The organism is Halorubrum tibetense (assembly GCF_055396225.1).
This window is the reverse complement of the sequence record NZ_AP043742.1, coordinates 617,058-632,157: the sequence shown is the minus strand read 5'-3', so window position 1 is coordinate 632,157 and position 15,100 is coordinate 617,058. Positions and strand designations below refer to the sequence as shown.

General features: G+C 67.9%; 15 protein-coding genes. 7 read left to right on the top strand and 8 right to left on the bottom strand.

Translation table 11 applies throughout. The annotated features are described in order from the left end of the window. Nucleotides 1-344 precede the first annotated feature (344 nt). On the top strand, nucleotides 345-1,616 hold the full coding sequence (locus ACZ5TV_RS03150) for a sensor histidine kinase (RefSeq protein ID WP_379781846.1): 1,272 nt from the start codon (nucleotides 345-347) through the stop codon (nucleotides 1,614-1,616). Between the two features lie 8 nt (nucleotides 1,617-1,624). On the opposite strand, the gene ACZ5TV_RS03145 is transcribed toward ACZ5TV_RS03150, so the two are convergent. Both ACZ5TV_RS03145 and prs read right to left on the bottom strand, forming a co-directional pair. Beyond that, the gene (locus ACZ5TV_RS03145; protein ID WP_379781843.1) at nucleotides 1,625-3,136 is read right to left on the bottom strand and encodes a replication factor C large subunit; all 1,512 of its coding nucleotides are present in this window, start codon (nucleotides 3,134-3,136) and stop codon (nucleotides 1,625-1,627) included. 70 nt (nucleotides 3,137-3,206) lie between these two features. Then, the gene (prs, locus tag ACZ5TV_RS03140; protein ID WP_464384089.1) at nucleotides 3,207-4,079 is read right to left on the bottom strand and encodes a ribose-phosphate diphosphokinase; all 873 of its coding nucleotides are present in this window, start codon (nucleotides 4,077-4,079) and stop codon (nucleotides 3,207-3,209) included. A gap of 204 nt (nucleotides 4,080-4,283) precedes the next feature. Here prs and ACZ5TV_RS03135 point away from each other — a divergent pair, with 204 nt between their 5' ends. From ACZ5TV_RS03135 to ACZ5TV_RS03125, 3 genes are all read left to right on the top strand, one after another. Next, nucleotides 4,284-4,934 carry an HVO_0476 family zinc finger protein gene (locus ACZ5TV_RS03135; protein ID WP_379781055.1) on the top strand — a complete coding sequence of 217 codons (651 nt, stop codon included), beginning with the start codon at nucleotides 4,284-4,286 and terminating at the stop codon, nucleotides 4,932-4,934. Between the two features lie 164 nt (nucleotides 4,935-5,098). Beyond that, nucleotides 5,099-6,142, top strand: a complete 1,044-nt coding sequence (locus ACZ5TV_RS03130; RefSeq protein WP_379781057.1) for a disk-shape morphogenesis protein volactin — start codon at nucleotides 5,099-5,101, stop codon at nucleotides 6,140-6,142. A 101-nt stretch (nucleotides 6,143-6,243) separates the two neighbouring features. After that, the gene (locus ACZ5TV_RS03125) at nucleotides 6,244-6,849 is read left to right on the top strand and encodes a helix-turn-helix domain-containing protein (RefSeq protein ID WP_379781059.1); all 606 of its coding nucleotides are present in this window, start codon (nucleotides 6,244-6,246) and stop codon (nucleotides 6,847-6,849) included. Between the two features lie 9 nt (nucleotides 6,850-6,858). Here the strand turns inward: ACZ5TV_RS03125 and ACZ5TV_RS03120 are convergent, their stop codons facing one another. From ACZ5TV_RS03120 to ACZ5TV_RS03105, 4 genes are all read right to left on the bottom strand, one after another. Further along, nucleotides 6,859-8,094, bottom strand: coding sequence for a TIGR04347 family pseudo-SAM/SPASM protein (locus tag ACZ5TV_RS03120; protein ID WP_379781061.1), 1,236 nt, complete (start codon nucleotides 8,092-8,094; stop codon nucleotides 6,859-6,861). Beyond that, nucleotides 8,091-8,594: an Htur_1727 family rSAM-partnered candidate RiPP gene (locus ACZ5TV_RS03115; protein WP_379781063.1), complete on the bottom strand. Its 504-nt coding sequence runs from the start codon at nucleotides 8,592-8,594 to the stop codon at nucleotides 8,091-8,093. The genes ACZ5TV_RS03120 and ACZ5TV_RS03115 overlap by 4 nt, the downstream gene beginning before the upstream one ends. Nucleotides 8,595-9,353: 759 nt before the next feature. Beyond that, nucleotides 9,354-9,482, bottom strand: a complete 129-nt coding sequence (locus ACZ5TV_RS03110; RefSeq protein ID WP_379781065.1) for a hypothetical protein — start codon at nucleotides 9,480-9,482, stop codon at nucleotides 9,354-9,356. A 48-nt stretch (nucleotides 9,483-9,530) separates the two neighbouring features. Continuing rightward, entirely contained in the window at nucleotides 9,531-10,727 is a 1,197-nt protein-coding gene (locus tag ACZ5TV_RS03105; protein WP_379781067.1) for an SDR family oxidoreductase, read from the bottom strand. A gap of 182 nt (nucleotides 10,728-10,909) precedes the next feature. Here ACZ5TV_RS03105 and ACZ5TV_RS03100 point away from each other — a divergent pair, with 182 nt between their 5' ends. Continuing rightward, nucleotides 10,910-11,923 carry a hypothetical protein gene (locus tag ACZ5TV_RS03100; RefSeq protein ID WP_464384088.1) on the top strand — a complete coding sequence of 338 codons (1,014 nt, stop codon included), beginning with the start codon at nucleotides 10,910-10,912 and terminating at the stop codon, nucleotides 11,921-11,923. Here the strand turns inward: ACZ5TV_RS03100 and ACZ5TV_RS03095 are convergent. Beyond that, nucleotides 11,899-12,021 carry a hypothetical protein gene (locus ACZ5TV_RS03095; RefSeq protein WP_379781492.1) on the bottom strand — a complete coding sequence of 41 codons (123 nt, stop codon included), beginning with the start codon at nucleotides 12,019-12,021 and terminating at the stop codon, nucleotides 11,899-11,901. The two genes, ACZ5TV_RS03100 and ACZ5TV_RS03095, sit on opposite strands and share 25 nt — an antisense overlap. 66 nt (nucleotides 12,022-12,087) lie before the next feature. Further along, complete coding sequence (locus ACZ5TV_RS03090) at nucleotides 12,088-13,461, bottom strand: DUF2238 domain-containing protein (protein ID WP_379781494.1); 1,374 nt, start codon at nucleotides 13,459-13,461, stop codon at nucleotides 12,088-12,090. Nucleotides 13,462-13,574: 113 nt separating this feature from the next. Between ACZ5TV_RS03090 and ACZ5TV_RS03085 the strand changes: the two genes are divergently transcribed. Both ACZ5TV_RS03085 and ACZ5TV_RS03080 read left to right on the top strand, forming a co-directional pair. Further along, nucleotides 13,575-14,147, top strand: a complete 573-nt coding sequence (locus tag ACZ5TV_RS03085; protein ID WP_379781497.1) for a DedA family protein — start codon at nucleotides 13,575-13,577, stop codon at nucleotides 14,145-14,147. Nucleotides 14,148-14,462: 315 nt separating this feature from the next. Continuing rightward, a complete protein-coding gene (locus tag ACZ5TV_RS03080; protein ID WP_379781499.1) occupies nucleotides 14,463-15,077 on the top strand; it encodes a metal-dependent hydrolase in 615 nt (204 codons plus the stop codon). The last annotated feature ends 23 nt before the right edge of the window (nucleotides 15,078-15,100 follow it).

The following is a 15,100-nucleotide window of genomic DNA, read 5'->3' as shown; positions in this document are numbered from 1 at the left end:
CCGGCATCGCCGCTGTATCCCCACCCGTTCGAGCCGTCCGTATTCCGTGTGCCGTCCGCGTCCCGTGTGCCGTCCGCGTCCCGTGTGCCGTCCATGGTCGCCCGTACCACTCGTGCCGTCCGCGCCTCGGATCGCTACCCCTGTCGACGGCTCGGTCCCATCACTCCACACGCGAAATCGTTGTTGATATATTACAATTCGGAACTAGTTTCAACGTTTCCGATCCTGATCCCGGTTCTTACACGCCGAAATCGGTTGAATTCACGAGGATCAGTGCCGGTCCGATCTCTGGTGAAATGTTGTTCAAGTAAGACTTATTATGCCTCCGACACGACGAGGGAGCAATGCCCCCGCAGACGGATCCCCGTCCGGGAGTCGCCTATCGGCGACCGGATGGCGATCCGACTCGACTCCGAATCGAATCCGCCGGCGACTCCGAGCTCCCCGTCTCGGAGCTTCCCCGCACCGACTGGCTCGACGCGGTCCACCCGGACGACCGCGGCCGGCTCCGGGAGGGGCTGGGTTCGGAAACGGTCGATGTCGCCTATCGCGTCGACGCCGATGACGACTTCGCTTGGATCCAGGAACGGGGTCGGACGGTCGACGGCGACCTCGTCGGCTATCTCTTTCCGGCGTGCGACCGTGTCCGGCGCCAACGACAGCTCGAACAACAGCGTGAACGGCTCGACGAGTTCGCGAGTGTCGTCTCTCATGACCTGCGGAACCCGCTGTCGGTCGCGGTCGGGAACCTGGAGCTGGCCCGCGAGTTCGACGGTCAAGCGGCCGAGACGCGGCTCGACCGCGTCAACGACGCGCTCGATCGGATGGACGCGCTCATCTCGGACCTCCTCTCGCTCGCCCGGGAGGGACGTTCCGTCGAGGCGACGGCCGAGACCGATCTCCGGCCCGTCGTTCGCCGCGCGTGGAAAACCGTCGGCGTCCCCGACGCCGAACTGGCTGTCAGCGAACCGCTCCCCCGGATCGAATGCGACAGGGACCGGCTCCGACAGGCATTAGAGAACCTGCTTCTGAACAGCGTGGAACACGGTTCCACGAGCAACCGGACGCAGTCCGGTGACAGTGTCGAGCACGGCTCGACTAGCAGTCGGGCAGAGCCCGACGACAGCGTGGAACACGGTTCCACGAGCAACCGGACACAGTCCGGTGACAGCGTCGAGCACGGTTCCACGAGCAACCGGTCGAGGACCGACGCGCACGAGGCGGTCGAGGACGACCTCGTCCGAACGGTCGAAACGGATCCGTTCGGCGGCTCCGACCCTGCGACGGACGAGGAAGGAGGCGATCACGGGGTCCGCGTCGTCATCGGCGCGACCGACGAGGGGTTCTACGTCGCCGACGACGGACCGGGGATCCCGCCCGAAGAGCGCGAAACCGTCTTCGAGCCCGGACACACGACTGACGAGGACGGTACGGGGTTCGGGTTGGCCATCGTCGAGCGGATCGTCGAGGCCCACGGCTGGTCGATCTCGATAGCCGAGAGCCGCGCCGGCGGTGCCCGGTTCGAGATCACTGACGTCGATACCGTCGACACCTCCGGGCCACCCACCGGGGGAGACGCCGCGACCGCGAGGTCGGAACGCTCCTCCGCGGAGTGACGCCCCGATCACATGAAGTCGGTTAGTCCCGACTGTCCGTCGTCCTCATCGTCGGTTTCGCTCTCCCCGCTCCCGTTCGCGCTCGCGTCGCTCGTCGAGTCCTGCGTTTCGCTCGCGAGGTCTTCGGACCCCGCGTTAGCGGTATCGCCCGCTTCCGTCTCGTCCGCTGCTGCCGTTCCGGCGATCCCGCCGGATCGCCCCCCAGAGAACGCCCCCTCCGCGTTGTCGGTCAGCCGTTGCTCGCGGCGTTCCTGGGCGTCTTCGACGATCGACTCGACCTTGTTGGTCGACTCGCCGGACCCCGTGACGAACGCGACGCCGGCCTCGTCGAGGTCGTAGGCGGCGGCCATCGCGACGGTGAGCTCGCGCGGTTTACAGTGGTGTGTGATAGCCGAGAGGAACGGAAGCAGTTCGCGTCTGGCGGTCGCGACGCTACAGCCGCTCGCGGCCGCGATCCGTCCCACGACCTCGTCGGCCGTCGCGTCCGAGGAGGGCCAGAACTGCGGGCGACCGTATCGGGTCCAACCACCCTTCGTCCCGTCGCGAGCAGCCGCGACCCCGGCGGCCGCGTTGTCGGTCGCGTACCGCCAGTAGGTGTAGTTCTGTGAGGCACGGACACGACCCAACCAGACGTCGGCGTTCGCGAGGAAGTCGTACGCGCGGGTCGCTTCCGCAGAGTCGTACACGTCCAGCATGTTGTCCTCGATCCACTTCGTGAGGTCGTCGGGGGTCTCGTCGACGGCGTACGCCGACTGCAACGCCTCCTCGGCCGACTCCTCTTTGAGCACCGCGTCGAGGAACGGGAAGATCCCCATCGCCTTGTCGCGGTCGGCGGTGACGACGTCCTCGACCGCGATCGACGACCGCCCCTCACACGCCGCTTGCAGGTCGTTTATCGCGCCGCGGAGGTCGCCGCGGTTGCGTTCGGCGATCCGCTGGAGCGCGTCGGACTCGAACTCGATCCCCTCCTTGCGACAGATATCCCGGAGCACCGGGACGATGGAGCGCGCGGAGACGTCGCGAAACTCGATATCCTGACACGCGTTTCGAAGCCCACGGGAGATGTCGTAGAACTCGTTGGCGATGAGAACGATCGGCTGACCCGACTCCTTGACGAGCTGGGTGATCGCCGACGCGCCGCCGCGGTCGTAGTTGCCGTGGATGTTGTCCGCCTCGTCTAGGACGACGAGCTGTCTGGAGGCGGTGTCGCCGCCACTTGCGCCGCCACCCGCTGCGCTCCCGCCGAGGGTGGCGTTGCGGGCGGCACGTCCGGCGAACCGCTCGATGACGTCGGCCGTCCGCTGGTCGGACGCGTTCAGCTCCACCGTCTCCCAGCCCATGTCGCTCGCGAGCGCGTGCGCCGCGCTCGTCTTGCCGACTCCCGGGCTTCCGTAGAGGATGACGGCCTCGCGATGGTCGTCCCACGTGCGGGCCCACTCCGCGAACGCGTCGCGGGCCTTGTCGTTGCCGCGGACCTCCGAGAGCGTGCTCGGCCGGTAGCGTTCGGTCCAATCGGCCATTATCGGAGGAAGGCGCGAGCGCCGTTTAGTGGTTGCGGAGCCGTCCGTCGGGCGGCGAGTCCGCGCACGCTCACTCCCCGGCGACCGCGTCGGCGACGAGCGTCTCGGCGAGGGCGGGGGCGACGCTGACGACGCTGCAGCCGCGTTCGATCGTGTCGGTCCCGACGATCCGGTCGACGCCCGCGTTCCGGAGCTTCGTCACGGCGTTGGCGGCGAGCATGGGGTGGACGCAGGCGGCGACGATGCGCTCCGCGCCGCGGTCGGTGAGTACCCCGACCGCCTCGCTCATCGTCGACCCGGTGGCGACGATGTCGTCGACGACGACGACGTCCCGTCCGGAGACGGTGGCGTCGGACGGGGAGACGTCGACGGCCCCGGTCTCGCGGTCACGGTGTTTCTCGAAGTAGTCGGTCTCGCCCGTACCGTAAGCGTCACGGACGGTTTCGGCGATCCCGATCGCCCCCTCGTCGGGCGCGAGGAACAGCGGGTCGGTGAGCGCCGACAGCGGGTCGGCGAGGACGCTCGCGGCGTCGACGATATCGACGGGCACGGAGTAGAAGTCGGTCACGGCGGTCTCGTGTGGGTTTACGAGCACGACGCGGTCGGTCCCCGTCGATATCGCGCGGGCCATCGCGCGCGCCGAGACGGGTTGGCCGTCCGCGAACGACTCGTCCTGTCTCGCGTATCCCATATAGGGGATCACGGTGGTGACGTGCGTCGCCCCGGCCTCACGGACGGCGTCCTGTAGCTGGAGCAGCTCGACCCACGCGCTGTCGGAATCGGTCGTCGCGACGACGGTCGCCTCGTCGCCGTCGAACGCCGGTACGGCGGCGATCGTCTCGCCGTCCGGGAACCGGTCGTACGTCGCCGTCGCCAGCGGCCGTCCCGTATCGTCGGCGAGCGCGGCCGCCAGCAGTTGGGAGCTCGACCCGGGTACGATCATGCGCGTTCTTTCCGGGGACACCCCTAAACCAGTTTCTGTACTCCGCCGCCACGGGGGTGGGTTCCGGGTGGCTCGCGAGACCCGTATCGTCGACTGGGGGGTTCCCGCCCTCGATCCGCCGGTTCACCCACTGGCCGCGGTAGAATCACACACACGACGACGACAAAGTCGGATATTTACGCTCGGGGCGGGAACAACGCCGTAATGAGCGAAACCGGAGACCGAGTCGGTCTCCCCTGCCCGTCCTGTTCGCCGGGCGGGGAGACCGTCCACGAAGTACTGAAACCCGGCGGCCAAGCGACCGTTCGGTGTACCGACTGCGACCACACACACAAAACCGAGATCCCGGAGCCGGAGACACGGCCGATCACGATCGTCGTCTCACAGGACGGGGAGTCCTTCTCGACGGAGATGGAGGTCCCAGCCGAGGGCGGCGTCGCGGTCGGCGAGGAGTTCGTCGTCGACACCGAGGACGCGCTGATGCAGGTCCGGATCACCGGTATCGAGCTCGGCCCGGAACACCGGGTCGAGGACGCCGCGATAACGAGCGTCGACACGCTGTGGACCCGTGCGATCGACAACGTCTCCGTGGACGTCACGCTCCATCCGAAGGACGGCGACGCCGACCGCACCCGGTCGGTTCGGATCAACGTCCCCGGCGACATGGAGTTCGTCGTCGGCGACACCGTCGAGTTCGGCGACGAGGAGTTCACGATCGAGGGGCTTCACGTCCGCGAGGACGCGCCGGAGTACCGCCACGAGAAGCTCGACCACGACGGCGACATGGTGTACGCGAAGGACCTCAAGCGGGTGTACGGCCGCGACGAGAGTCTCACCGCGTGGTCGGCCTGGTAAGCGACGCACCGTAGGTAGGGAGGCAGTGCTCTCCCGTGACCCTCCTCCGGCCGACTCAGTGATCCTCCTCCGGTCGGTCGGCGGGTCGGCGTCGGTCGGTCTCTCGTTCAATCCACGCCCGCGGCTCACGAACGTTTATGACCCGAGGCTGAGAATGGCCGAATATGGCGAAAGGCCTTGACGTCGGTACGATGAACATTCTCTCGGGCCGCCAGGAGGGTTCCGAGACGGTGTTCGTACAGCAGCGCAACTCGTTCGTCGAGATCGAGTACAGCGATATGGCCGAGCAGATGCTCTCCCGCAGTGAGGTTCTCCACATCCGCAAAGACGACAAGGTGTACGTCGTCGGCGACGACGCGTTGAACTTCGCGAACATCTTCAACAAGGAAACTCGGCGGCCGATGCAACACGGGATCCTCTCCAGCGACGAGTCCTCCGCGATCCCGATGATCAAGCTCATCACGGAACAGGTCGTCGGCGAACCCGCCCGTCCGAACGAGCGGCTGTTCTACTCCAGCCCCGCGGACCCGATCGACTCGCCGTTGACGACGCTGTACCACGAGAAGACGCTCGAATCGATGCTCGGCGACATGGGGTACGACCCCGAGCCGATCAACGAGGGGATGGCCGTCATCTACTCCGAGCTCGCGGACAACAACTTCACCGGGCTCGGGATCAGCTTCGGCGCGGGGATGACGAACGTCTGTCTCGCCTACTACGCGGTGCCCGTGATGAAGTTCTCCATCGCCCGCGGTGGCGACTGGGTCGACGAGCAGACCGCCCAGGCGACGGGGACGCCCGTCGACAAGGTGACGAGCATCAAGGAGGACGACTTCGAGCTCGACTTCCGCACTGACGTCGGCGGCGTCGAGGGCGCGCTCGCCATCTACTACGAGAACCTGCTGGACTACGTCATCGAGAACATCTCCCGTGAGGTCGACGAGGAAGACGTCGAGGAGGGCCTCGACGTGCCCGTCGTCGTCACCGGCGGCACGTCCAGCCCGAACGGCTTCGAGGACCTGTTCGCGGACCACCTCGCGGACGCGAACATCCCCTTCTCGATCAGCGGCGTGCACTCGCCCGACGAGCCGATGTACAGCGTCGCCAGCGGCGCGCTCGTCGCGGCCCGCTCCGAGGAGGGCGCGGACGCCGACGCCGGGTCGGCGGACGCCGGTGCCGAGGCTCCCGAACCCGAGTCCGAGGACTGAACTCCCGCGCGGTTCCGCTCCGGTTTTTAAATATACGCCACGCTCCCAGCGACTGAGCACCCGATCCCGGTCCTAAGAGCTTCGAGCCTCTACCGACTCGTATGTCTCCCGCCGGCGACGACGCTCGTCGACTCCGGGTTGACCTCGACATCGACCCGCCCGACACGTGGGACTGTCCGATGGTCACCGAGACGGACCGTGCCACGGACGTGCGGATCAACGCGGTGGGCGACGAGTGTACGGTCGATCTTCACTCCGACGACGGCGAGGGGCTGATCCGGGCGGACGGCGAGGTCACCGAGGACTGTCTCTGCCACGTCTTCGGCGAGTTCGGCTGTGTTCCCCACGTTCGGGGCGTCGATGACGGGACCCTGCTCGTGACGACGTACGTCGCCGACCGCGAGCTCGTTCGTGACGTCGTCGAGGCGTTACAGGAAACCCTCGGGCGGGTCCGACTGGTTCGGCTGGCGGTCGTGGAGGGGCCCGACGCGACCGAACAGGTGACGTTCGACCTCTCGTCGCTCACGCCGAAACAGCGGGAAGGGCTCGAACTCGCGGTCGTCAACGGGTACTTCGACGACGACGCCGACGTTTCCCTCGGCGAGCTCGCCGACGAGCTCGACATCAGTAAGTCCGCGCTCTCACAGCGGCTCCGGACGGCACAGGCGAAACTGGTGACGGACGTGTTCGACGAGGCGGACCGCTGATCGGGTGGGTCAGTCGGCCTCAGAGCCGACGCCGCTCCCAGTCGGTATCCGACCCATCGCTTCGCGCCCCGCGCGCTCGGCGTCCGTGAGGTAACACTTCGGGTCCGGCGCGAACGGGTCGTCGTGTGCGGCGAGCGCTCGGAGCCGCGACCCGCCACGGCAGACGTCCTGATACGCGCAGTCGGCACACCGTCCCGTGAGACGCTCTTCCCGGTTCCGGAGCGCCGCGAGCAGGGGGTTCGACTCGTCGTCCCAGATCGCGCCGAACGGGCGGTCCCGGACGTTCCCGAGCGCGTACCCCTGCCAGAACTGCGTGAGGTGGACGTTGCCGACCGGGTCGACGTCGGCGACCCGCTCGCCGGTCGGGTCACCGCCGTTGTTCTCGAGGTACCGCCGGATCAGGCGGGCGCGGTCGGTTCCCAGCTCCCGGTCGGCGTACTCGACGAGATACCCAGCGTCGGCGTAGTTGCCGACGAGCAGCGTCTCGATCTCCTCGCCGGCCGCGTGGTACTCCCGGGTGAGGTCACACAAGTCGGTGACGGCCTCGCGGGTCGCCTCGGGCGAGAGGTCGACGTCGGCGATCTCCGCGCCGCGGCCGCCGTAGTCGAGGTGGTAGAAACAGAAACGGTCGACGCCGACATCGGCGAGGAGGTCGACGACGCCCGCCAAGTCCTCGACGTTGTGGTCGGTGATCGTGTACCGGAGTCCGGTTTTGAGCCCGACGTCGAGACACGCCTCGATCCCGCGGACCGCGGCGTCGAACGCACCCTCTTGACCGCGGATCCGGTCGTTGCGTTCCGGGAGCCCGTCCACGGAGACGCCGGCATACTTGAGCCCCGCCTCCTTCAGCTCCCGAGCCCGCTCGCGCGTCAGGAGGGTGCCGTTCGTCGAGAGCACCGGGCGGATCCCGCTGTCGGCGGCGTACGAGACGAGTTCGGACAGGTCCTCGCGGACCATCGGTTCGCCGCCGGAGAACAACAGGACAGGGGCCCCGTAGTCGGCGAGGTCGTCGATCAGCGCCTTTCCCTCGGCGGTGGACAGCTCGTTCGGCGCGCCCGCCGCGTTGGCGGCGGCGTAACAGTGCTCACAGTAGAGGTTACACCGTTTCGTCGTGTTCCAAACGACGACCGGCCGGCGCTGGCGCTCCTCAGTGATCTGCGGTTTCGTCGAGTCGTCGGCGGCGTCGTACCGGAGCCCGTCGCTCTCGGCGTCGAGCCCGCAGAGGAGCTTGCTGACGGAGATCATCGACGGTCGGCCTCCGACCCGTCGGTATCGGGGTTTCCGTCCGTCTCGTCGTCGGTCGCTCCGTTCCCGCCCGTTCCCTCATCGCTCGTGCCGCTGTCGCCTGCCCCGTTCTCACGCGGTGCGCCGCCGCAGGCGACCGTCGGGGTCCCCTCCGTCTCCTCGTACACGCGCGGTTCCGTCGGATCGTCGCCGGCGGAGTCGTCGCCGGAAGGGTCGTCGTCGTTGGAGTCCGCGGCTTCGGGGCCGAACTCGTCCTCGTTCGCGAGTGACGACGCGGAGTATCGATGCGTCTCCTCGGCCGGACAGATCCAGACGTCGCGGGCGTACCACGCGAACAGCTTGCTTGCCTCCTCGTGGGCCACGTCGGGTGTCGGCGCGGCGACCGTCCCGACGTGACGAAGCGGGTCGGACTCCGCTTCGCGGACGAACACCTCGAACCGGCGGCCGTCCGCGGATCGGGGGCCACCCTCCGTCGCGGTTCGCTCCGTCGTTTCGACCATAGTCACGGTAGCACCCCCTCCTGAAACGGGGTTTCGCACGTTCTCACGATCGGGAAATGCGGGCTGTGTCTTGAACCAACATAAACAATTATTATGAATGCCCACATCGGGGTGAACGTGCCCCCCGTAGTACACGACTGAAGCCAGCACAGGACCGACGACCGGATCGAACCCCCGCCCGGAACCGGGGACCTCGGCCTCGGCCTCGGCCGATCGATCGAAACCGAACCCCCCGAGCCCCGCGAAGCGTACGGAGCGCGGCGAAGGCGACTCAGACGACCATGCCGGCCGCAACGATAGCGATGGCAGCCACGGTGGCGACGCATCGCACGACCTTCCCACCGCGGCGGAGGCGGTCGCGCGGTGCGCTACCGTGTTCGACCCCGGAGCGACCGACCGGGTCCCGAACGGGACCGACCGATGGAACGCGTACGCGGGATCGAGCCACGACGCCGGAGACTGACGCCGCGGCCGGTGTTTTTAGGTGTTGAAACGCGTATCCACCAACGGCCGATGACGATCTACCGCTCCGAGCTGCCTCGGCACCAGCGGTGACGAGCCCTATGAGTACCGAGGCCATCGGTTTCACACTCGTACTAGTCTCAACGAAGGTATCAGTTCGGTCACGATAGCGCACGAGTCGTCCGAGTCGAGGGGAACTGTCGTCTTGAGGCGGCTTCCCGGCCGACCAGTGTCGAGTTGCTTCGACCGGACACGACCTGTTACAGTCGGCTGGTGTAGGATCAGTGCCCTTCCCAGCTACAGTCGAGCCGTATACAGGAGTAACAGTACGGAGACGACACAGACGAAGAGGATCCATCCGACGATAACGATCCCGACCCGTCGCATATCGAGCTCCTCCCCGCTGAGCATCTTCCCGATTTCCATGCGCGGAGTCACGACGACGCAGTTTATAAACTCCCCGTTCCGTCGGATTCACGCCATCGGCCCGTCACGGCGGTCGGGATGGTCCCGCACGAACTCGACGAGCCGGTCGGCGTACGCGTCGAACGGTGGAACCGCGAGCGCCCCCGTGCAGTCGTCGAGCGCCCGACGTGTTCGGGGACACCGGTATCGGGTCGGGTGATCCAGGTAGTCCAAGGTCGCTGGGTCGACGCTGACGCCGGCCCGGGAGAGCAGTCGACAGCCGGCCCGTGCGACCCGTTTCGTCGTCGGGACGCGGACCGTTCGGCGACGGTCGGCCGCCGTCGCCAGCGTCTCCACGAACGCCGTGACTCGGAGGGGATCCGGGTCACACAGCTGGTACGTCTCGCCGACCGACGCCTCCCGCTCGCTCAATGCGGCGATCGCGTCGACGACGAAATTCCGAGGCACCACATTGAGTTCCGACCTCGAGGCTCCCGGTACGGTGAACGTGACCGCGAGCGGACGCGGCTGCGCGAGGAGGAGTCGAAGCAAGTTGTACGGGCCGTCGAACTTGTCGGTCTCGCCCGTCCGGCTGTCGCCGACGACGATCGAGGGACGATAGACCGTCGCCGGGAACCCGGCCTCCATTCGGTCGCGGACCGCCACCTCCGCGCGGTGTTTCGTCGCCTCGTAGTGGTTGGTGAACGGGCCGTGATCACGGAGGTCGGCTTCGGTGAACGTCCCCTCGTACCGACCGCTGACGTAGCAGGTGCTGACGTAGTGGAACCGGTCGACGCCGAGCCGCTCCGCCGCGTCGAGCACGTGTTCCGTGCCGCGAACGTTCACGGCCTCCGCGAGCGCCCGATCGACGCCGAGGTCGTACACGGCCGCGAGGTGATACACCTCCCGGACGGTCGCGAGCGACCCGTTCTCGCCGAGCGCTCCGCCGAGGCCCAGGCCCGGTTCGGTGATGTCGCCGGTGAACAGGTGGACTGCAGCGTGCTCCCCGTCCGGGTCCGTTCGTCCGCCGTCGGCGTTTCCCCGCCAGTCGTCGCTGTCGGCGTTTCCCCGCCAGTCGTCGGTGCCCCCGACCCGCGAGACGATCGACTCGGCGCGCTCGCGAGCGGCGTCGAGGTACTTCGGTTGGACGAGGCAGGCGACGGGACCGTCGCCGCGGGCGAGCACTCGTTCGAGCAGCGCGGACCCGAGGAACCCCGGAAAGCCGGTGAACAGGACCGCCGGTGCGGTCTCGCTGTCGGCCGTCAGGGACCTATCGGCGTCGCCGACGACGGGGATCGAGTCGCGGGTGAGCGGGAACGTCACGGGATGCCCGTCGATCGGTCCGCTGCGACCTCAACGTTTCCCTCGAACCGACACTGGAACCGATGGGTCGGCTCGACCCGCGCAGTGCGAAGAGGTTTGTCGTCGGAGCCGAAATCGGACCGCGTATGGCCCGAGGGGAGGAGCTCGCACGGACCGCCGCGGCGCTCGACGGCTCCGTCGTCGTCTGTGGGACCGGCGCGTACGCGGACGCCCTCGCGTCGCGTCGGTTCCCGGGAGCTCGGGTGACGACGGTCGAAAACGTGCTCGGCGGGACGCCCGGCTCGAACTCGGACCCCGCTGACCCGGATCCCCCGAACTCGGACCCGGACCCCGCTGACCCGGATCCCTCGAACTCGGACCCCGCCGACCTCGGGTCCTTGGACCCGGATCCTGCCGATCCCCCGGCTGTCGCGGCCGTCGTGGTCGCCGTCGATCCCGACCGGGCGTCGGAGAGCCGCGAACCGTTGCGGGCGCTCGCCGCGACCGGGGCGTTCGTCGTCGCCGTCGTTCCGAGCGGTGCGGTCGACCCGGAATCGCTCGCCGCGCTCAGCCGTGCCGTCGACGGCGTCCTGCTCGCCGGTTCGGCCGACGCGGCCGACGCAGTCGATACCGCCGACAGCGACCCCGTATCCCACGTCGGCGACGCGATCCACGCGTTCCTCGCCGCCGTCCAGGAGCCGGGGTTCGTCAACCTCGACCTGACGGACGCGCGGACCGTCCTGTCGTCCGGTGTCGCCGCGGTGGGCGTCGGCACCGCCGCCCGCGACACGCCCGAGTCCGCGGTCGCCGCCGCCTTCGACCGGCTTCCGACCGGGGTGGATCCGACGGCCGCGAGCGCAGTCCTCGTCGACGTGGTCGTCGACCCCGACACGAGCATCACCGCCGCGACGGACGTGATCGGGCGGGTCCGCGACCGGATCGGCGCGGACGCGAACGTCATCTGGGGCGGGGCGGTCGACGAGTCGGCGAACGCGGAGTTGCTCGTTCGAGTCGTGGTCGCGGACGTTCGATACGACCCGCCGTTGGCGGCCGGCGACCCGTGTCCGCGCTGTGGCGCGTCGCTGTCGGCGTACACGTTCGGGGCCAGCGAGACGCTCTCGTGTGACGCCTGCGGCTACTCCGGGATCGGGATGCGATAGCGGTGACCCAGCGCCGTCGTCGTCGCTATCGGCGTCGTCGTCGCTATCGGCGTCGTCGTCGCTATCGGCGGCGGCGGCGCGATCCGTGTCGTCGCCATCGCTATCGACTCGGGTTCGATCGCTCTTCGGTCCGGAATCCGACCCCTCGACGGTGCCGATCTCGATCAGTCGGCAGTTCCGAGCTGCCTTTCGAGGGTGCGCGCGAGCGACTCCGAGATCTCGGTGAGATACACCGTCCCCCAGGTCGCGACGATCACCGACCCGACCAGGTTGAATATCATGTCGACGATCGTGTCGTTGATACCGTGTTGTGCGAGGATCGGCTCCATGTCGAGGCGGAGCGCCCCCTGGTCGACGACGAACTCGAATATCTCCCAGATCACGCTCATCGCCAGCATGAACACGAGCAGACACGAGAACAACGCCCACCGCGGCAGGTGTATCGTGTCGCTGTGGAGGTGGATCGCCCGCAGCGCCGCGTAGCCCGTCGCCGCGACGACCGTGGCCGACAGCGTGTGTGTCAGATGGTCCCACGTCGAGATCGCGTCGTACAACCCCGCCGTCCCGAGCGCGTGTAAGAAGACGGCGAGCGTCACCCACAACACGAGCCCGGGCTCGATGGCGACCTCGTAGTCGCGCTCCAAGATAGCGGGAAGGAACGTGATCCCGAGCCCGAGCGCGGCGTTCGTCACCACGGCGATCTGCCGCGACCAGAGGCCGTACACGAACAGCCCGGCCAGCACGACCTGCATGAACCGGACGAGCTGGACCTGCCGCCGTGTCGCGATCCCCAGCCGGTCGCTCAAAACGACGCCCGTGGCGTTCTCGACCGTGTCGGCCTCCCCGACCGCGTCAGGCTCGCCGAGTGCTCGGGAGGGGACCGATCCGTCTCTTCCCGCCGCGGTCGACTGAGTTCCCGTCGAACTCGACGGACCGGCGGGAGTCGTGCCCCCGCGACCGGCCCGCTCGAAGTACAGGTAGAACACTACTCCCGCGACCAGCCCCGCGACCGTCGCGTAGACGAACTCGACCATCACGGCGGCGTTTACGGCGTCCTGTGACCGCCCGTCGAGGAGGTACGTGGTCCCCAAGACGACGTCGGAGCTCCAGCGGAGGACGTTCAACAGCCCGGACATCGCGAGCGTCAGGAGAACGGTCAGGACGACCGCGAACCACGGGACGAGCCGCAGGGGCGTGAAACGGTCGAGCTCGACGGTCATCAACAGCCCGAGCGTCGCGACCGCGAGGCTGGAGACGAAGCCAGTCGTGGGCGGTGCCGGTGCGAACGCCTCCCACAACACGGGTAAGCACACGAGGCCGACGAAGTACCACGGGGGGACCACGGCGGGGTCTCGGAACTTGATCGCCGGTGCGGCGACGACGGCGATCGCCACGACGCTGAACAGCACCGGTTCGCGACGGTCGAGGAACGCGCCGGCGACGATCGTCACGGTCAACACGGCGACGAGTAGCCAGGAGAGGACCGCGTTTCGCCGTGACCGCCCGAAGTACGCCGCGAGACCGTCGGAAGCACCCATCGCTACACGAGAGGGGGTATACGCGGATAGGTATACTGGTCCGGGACGGCGGGTGCGGATCGCCGGGACTAATTCGTGTACCGCCGTCGGTACGGTAGCGAGGCGCGCTTGACATGGATCCCGACACGACGCTCGGCGGGCTGGTGATCACGGTCGGCTCCCCGTTACTCGTCGGGCTCTACTTCGTCGAGGGGCTGTTGGTCGGGAAGCTGCTCCACCCGTCGGTGTTGTTCCTCCTCTACGTCGTCGTCTCGGAACCCGGGCTCGCGCTCACGGCGGTCGTCGCCGCGCTCTGTGTCGTATCGGCGACGGCCGGGCAGCTGGTGTTGTATCGCGGGTTCAGCGGGAAAACCGACCCGGACAGCGGGGTCGCCCGGCTCGTTCCGTACCTCGACCGCGTACCCACCGTGGTGAAAGGCCGGATCGGCGAGCGACGGATGGCAGTGATAGACGGCTGGTTCGACCGGTTCGGCGGCCACGCGATCTGGCTCTCCAACGCGACGCCGGGGTTCCGAGGGTTGATGACCGTCCCCGCCGGCCTGAGCGACTACCCGCAGCGGCGGTTCGTCCTGCTGTCGGCGCTCGGCAACGGCTTATATATGGTGCTGCTCGTTGCCGTCGCCAACGGGCTGTTAGAGGCGCTCCAGTTCCTCCCGTGGGACCTAAGTCTGGAACGGTTCCTGTGACCGGTGTCGTTGTCGCTTATAAGGTGTCGAGAGCGGTCGTGAGTTCATTTATAAGGTGTCGAGAGCGGTCGTGAGTTCATTTATAAGGTGTCGAGAGCGGTCGTGAGTTCACTTATAAGGTGTCGAACTCCTCGCCGTCGCCGCTACCCTCGCACTCGCTCGGGCGATCGATGAACTCGGACCGGACGCCGATCGGTGACACGCGCCGACCGCCGATCAGTGATACCAGCTCGCTCGCGACACGGCGGCGTTCAGCCCGTGTTTATATACTTGGGCGATACGTTCAAGCCTTTCTGTCGCTTTCGTTCCGATACGATGATGCTTCCGACCCACGTGCTCGCTGGGATGGCGCTCGCGCTCCCGCTGTGGGCCGTGAACCCGGAGCTCGCCCCCGTCGGCTTCGTCGCCGGATTTCTCGGGGGGATGTTCCCGGACCTGGACCTGTACGCCGGCCACCGCAAGACGCTTCACTATCCGGTGTACTACGCCGTTGCGGCGGTGATCGCGGTTCCGCTCGCGGCGACAGTCCCGTCGACGGCCACGGTCGCGCTCGCGTTCTTCCTCCTCGGCGCGGCGTGCCACACCGCCGCCGACGTGCTCGGCGCGGGGTTGGAGCTGCGGCCCTGGGAGAGGAACTCCGACCGGGCGGTGTACAGCCACTACCACGGGGCGTGGGTCCGTCCCCGTCGACTCGTCCGCTACGACGGCGCGGTCGAGGACCTCGCGCTGTCGGCGGCGCTGGCGGTCCCGCTGCTCGTCGTCCTCACTGGTCGGCTGTGGCTCCTCGTCGCCGGAACGCTGGCAGTCGCGCTCGGCTACACCCTCCTCCGACGCCCGCTCGCGGCGCTGGCCCCGCGGGTGGTCCGGCTCCTCCCCGATCCGGTCCTCCCGTACGTGCCCGACCGCTACCGTGAGGACGGGGGCGTCTGATCCGGCCGAGAGGAGAGATCTGA